Genomic DNA, 3,805 nt, shown 5'->3' with positions numbered 1-3,805 from the left:
AACACCAATATGGCCGCCGCTGCGGGTATGGTCGCGGCATCATTGCTGGCCAGATTCCTGTTCGGTAAAACGGACTTAACTATGACAATCAGTGGTGCGTTGGCTGGTCTGGTGGCAATTACTGCTGAACCCTTAATGCCAAGTCCTGGGCTGGCACTGATCATTGGTGCAGTTGGTGGTATTGTGCTGGTGTTCTCTGTCATCTTTCTGGATAAAATGCAGCTTGATGATCCAGTTGGGGCAATCTCGGTCCATGGTACTGCCGGTATATGGGGTATCTTCGCGGTCATGTTCAGTAACCCGGATGCTACCTTTGCCGGTCAGCTGATCGGTACAGTAGTCACCTTTGCGTGGATGTTTATCGCTTCATTTATCGTACTGTCGATTATTAATAAATTCGCCAAACTACGTGTTGATGAAGAAGAAGAAATGGAAGGTATGGATATCAGCGAATGCGGTATGTCTGCTTATCCGGAATTTACATCTGATAAATAAATCGAGCAGTGACATTGTTCCACTAAAACGCCGGCTTAATGCCGGCGTTTTACCTTTGGGGATTTATTCAAACCGGCTTTTAGCGGATCATATACTGGCAGCCGACAACATTACCTACAATAGAATCAAAGCGAATAATTGTGCAGCTTAAGACTACGAACAAAAGTCGATTATTGGTTTTACGTAATGGCATGGCCCAAGATATATCATTAGCCTATGAATTAACTATCTGAGCTGACTGAGCCTCTATCAGACAAAACACCGTTTACAGTATTTGAGAATCACTATGAGCAAAAAAGAAAATCAGGATATGGTGGTGGAGTTTACGCCGTTAGAAAAAATCGAAGCACTCTATAGTGAGCTAACCGACTGGTATGGTGAAGCGGATAACAAAGAACTCAGAGTCGCTGCTAAATTATTAATGGTGTCACTGGAGAAGTTTTCCATTTACGGTGGTTCCGACTGGCATGAATTAGTAAATGAATATGTCGATATTCTCAAAAACGATCCCGAACAGTTTCAAAAAATCCTGCGCTCCAATCGTGGTGAATTAAAAGATAAAAAAGCCACGGGAAACTATCATTAGGATCTGTTCACATTTATAACTGACTTTGAAGTTCAACAAGCACCACTCAGTAAAAACCGGCGTTTCTCCTGCTCGCTTCTGAGTAGCTTGGCAAATTTTCGTGTTTGTTTGGGTAGGTAAATGAAGTCATCTACCAGCGATTTTTTTCGCCGCTTTTTAGTTAACTCTGCTGGCTCAAAAAAATGCTTGGCATTTTCATAAGATAAGACAAAAGGTGAATAACCTTCCCGCATTAACACATAGCTCATAATCAAGGAGCCTGTGCGGTGATTTCCTTCTAAAAATAGCTGTGGCTGACTGAGGATGTTGGTGAAAATACCAGCACATCGTTTCCAGACATTTGTATTCTGATTTAATGCCAGCCAATCCATTAACTGACCAATCCCACCATCTCTTACATCATAAAAGTGGGCTTGAGTGGCTTCAAACTGGGAGTGTTTCTCTATAGATGATGTGGTGGAGTGTTGATACAGAACAATATAGTTCAGTTCGAGAAGTAACCCCGAATTACCATAGGCAAATAAATCGATACCATTGATCAGGTACTCGTCTATTTTTGCATAACCCGCTATCAGGTTTTCGATCACCGTATCGCTTGGTGGTGTGCGTTTCACCTTGAGCGAGGCATTAATCTTTTTAAAGTTGAGTTGCGTATCTATCAGGCACGATCTGATGGCAGCAATATCAAGTCTTGCAATATTGTCCATCAAATCAAGCCCGATAGTTCATCATGTTGTTCCGTAATTATTCGTGAAAATGACAAAAGACCAGGATTAACTAAACTCACCCCGGACATATTGTTTGGTGAGCAATTGCTGTGGGTCTTCAAAAATTTTCTTTGTGTCATCCATTTCCACCAGATAGCCGGTGCGGCCACCATTAGAAATATCCACTCCCAGAAATGCGGTGACATCAGCAACACGCATTGCCTGCTGCATATTGTGGGTGACCAGCGCTACGCTGTAATGCTGTTTTAACTCAACCATCAGCTCTTCAATCTGTCGTGTGGCAATGGGATCCAGGGCAGAGCAGGGCTCATCCATTAACAGCACATCGGGCTCTGTTGCAATCGCTCGTGCAATACACAAACGCTGCTGCTGACCACCTGATAGTGAGAGACCACTGTTTTTAAGTTTATCTTTAACATCATTCCAGATAGCCGCTCTTTTCAGCGCTTTGACCACCATCTCTTCTTCATCGCCTTTATAACCATTGAGTCGTAAACCAAACGCTACATTGTCATAAATGCTCATTGAGAAGGGGTTAGGAAGCTGGAAAACCATACCGATATAACGTCTTACGATCACGGCATCCACTTTTTTGCTGTAGATATCATGATCATGATATTGGATGTGTCCCTCAAATCTGAACGAGTCAATCAAATCATTCATTCTATTCATACTTCTGAGTACGGTACTTTTGCCGCAACCAGAGGGACCAATAAAGCCAGTCACTTTATTTTTTTCAACCGGGATAGTGGTATCTCTAACAGCCCTGAAATCACCGTAGTAAATATTTTTGACGTAGCAGTCTAAAACGACTGGGCCTTTAGGCTCATATTTCTTGGCAATAAATTCACCTGTTTCGGCTTGCATATTCATAGTTATTTCCTTGGTTATTCTTTAAATTTCGTTCTGCCAACGACACGGGCAACGATATTGAAAAACAGTACGAGTAAGACCAGCGCCAGCGATGCGGTCCATGCCAGTTCAATCTGATTCTCAAACGGCATACCAGAGAAGTTGTAAATCAGAATGGAGAGCGAGGCTGTTGGTTCTGCCAGCTCTGACATGTAGTAATTGCTGAACAAGGCTGTGAACAGTAATGGAGCAGATTCACCCGCCGCACCGGCAACAGCCAGAATGACCCCGGTCATAATCCCGGGTAGGGCGGTCGGTAATACCACTTTAAATATGACCTGAGTACGGGTACATCCCATGCCAAACGCAGCATCTTTCATTCTTTGTGGAACCTGCTTCATGGCTTCCTCAGCAGCCAGAGTGACCGTTGGCAGCATTAATACAGCCAATGCCACACCACCGGCCCAGGCCGAGTAGGTGCCGGTGGTGATAACGATGACAGCATAGACAAACACACCGGCCAAAATAGAAGGAAAGCCGGTCAGCACCTTGGCTAAAAATCTGGAAACGGTCGCGGTTTTACTGTTGGGATTAAGAATGGCCAGATACAGAGCAGCCATGGTTCCAATAGGAATACTCAGTGCGGAGGCAATACCTACCATGGTTAACGTTCCCACGATGGCATTACCAAAACCACCGCCGGTTTCGAATCCGGCTGGTGGCAAGGCTGTGATAGCCTCGAAATCAAGCCTTGCACCACCTTCCATGATGAGCATGTAAATAACCGATACCAGCGGAATACTGGCTAATATGGCTAGCCCCCAAACCAGTCCTGTCAGGAAAAAATCTTTCAGGGCTCTCAGTTCGAGCACATTTTTTTCAAGACTGGGTAAATTGATTCTTGGTGGAAGAATCTGTTCGTTAATCTGACTCATTTTTTACCCTCAAATTTACGCATGGTGTATTGCTGTACGGCCAGGCCGGCAACATTGACCACAAAGGTGATAAGCAGCAAAACCAGAGACGCATACATCAGAGCCTGAATTTCAATCTCACCTGCTTCTGGGAAGGTTGAAGCCAGCAAGGATGCCAGTGTGTTGGCAGGGGCAAACAGCGAAACACTGATGTCATTCACGTTACCAAG

At 44.4% G+C, this 3,805-nt stretch carries 5 protein-coding genes and 1 pseudogene; 2 read left to right on the top strand and 4 right to left on the bottom strand.

Going from position 1 to position 3,805, the window contains the following annotated elements:
* Together B3182_RS02855 and B3182_RS02850 are read left to right on the top strand one after the other, a co-directional pair.
* A partial coding sequence (locus tag B3182_RS02855) for an ammonium transporter (RefSeq protein WP_414683335.1) occupies positions 1 to 495 on the top strand: 495 nt, incomplete at its 5' end.
* 286 nt (positions 496 to 781) lie between these two features.
* Positions 782 to 1,081 (top strand): hypothetical protein, encoded by a 300-nt coding sequence (locus B3182_RS02850; RefSeq protein WP_292356036.1) that lies wholly within the window; start codon positions 782 to 784, stop codon positions 1,079 to 1,081.
* Positions 1,082 to 1,113: 32 nt separating this feature from the next.
* Here the strand turns inward: B3182_RS02850 and B3182_RS02845 are convergent, their stop codons facing one another.
* The 4 genes and pseudogenes from B3182_RS02845 to B3182_RS02830 form a co-directional block, all read right to left on the bottom strand.
* Complete coding sequence (locus B3182_RS02845; protein ID WP_292356034.1) at positions 1,114 to 1,788, bottom strand: hypothetical protein; 675 nt, start codon at positions 1,786 to 1,788, stop codon at positions 1,114 to 1,116.
* A gap of 66 nt (positions 1,789 to 1,854) precedes the next feature.
* Entirely contained in the window at positions 1,855 to 2,682 is an 828-nt protein-coding gene (pstB, locus tag B3182_RS02840; protein ID WP_104934604.1) for a phosphate ABC transporter ATP-binding protein PstB, read from the bottom strand.
* Between the two features lie 14 nt (positions 2,683 to 2,696).
* A complete protein-coding gene (gene pstA, locus B3182_RS02835; RefSeq protein ID WP_292356032.1) occupies positions 2,697 to 3,596 on the bottom strand; it encodes a phosphate ABC transporter permease PstA in 900 nt (299 codons plus the stop codon).
* A pseudogene (locus tag B3182_RS02830) lies at positions 3,593 to 3,805 on the bottom strand (phosphate ABC transporter permease subunit PstC); the annotation flags it as partial. The gene pstA and the pseudogene B3182_RS02830, both read right to left, overlap by 4 nt.

The sequence above is a fragment of the Methylophaga sp. UBA4204 genome (assembly GCF_002379485.1).
In the GTDB taxonomy this organism is placed as follows: Bacteria; Pseudomonadota; Gammaproteobacteria; order Nitrosococcales; family Methylophagaceae; genus Methylophaga.
The sequence above is the reverse complement of the archived record's forward strand: the minus strand, read 5'-3'. Positions and strand labels throughout refer to the sequence as shown.

What these genes read in the sequence shown, in the direction of transcription:
- B3182_RS02850 (WP_292356036.1), top strand. Translation starts at nt 782, where the DNA reads ATGAGCAAAAAAGAAAATCAGGATATGGTGGTGGAGTTTACGCCGTTA.
- B3182_RS02845 (WP_292356034.1), bottom strand. Translation starts at nt 1,788, where the DNA reads ATGGACAATATTGCAAGACTTGATATTGCTGCCATCAGATCGTGCCTG.
- pstB (WP_104934604.1), bottom strand. Translation starts at nt 2,682, where the DNA reads ATGAATATGCAAGCCGAAACAGGTGAATTTATTGCCAAGAAATATGAG.
- pstA (WP_292356032.1), bottom strand. Translation starts at nt 3,596, where the DNA reads ATGAGTCAGATTAACGAACAGATTCTTCCACCAAGAATCAATTTACCC.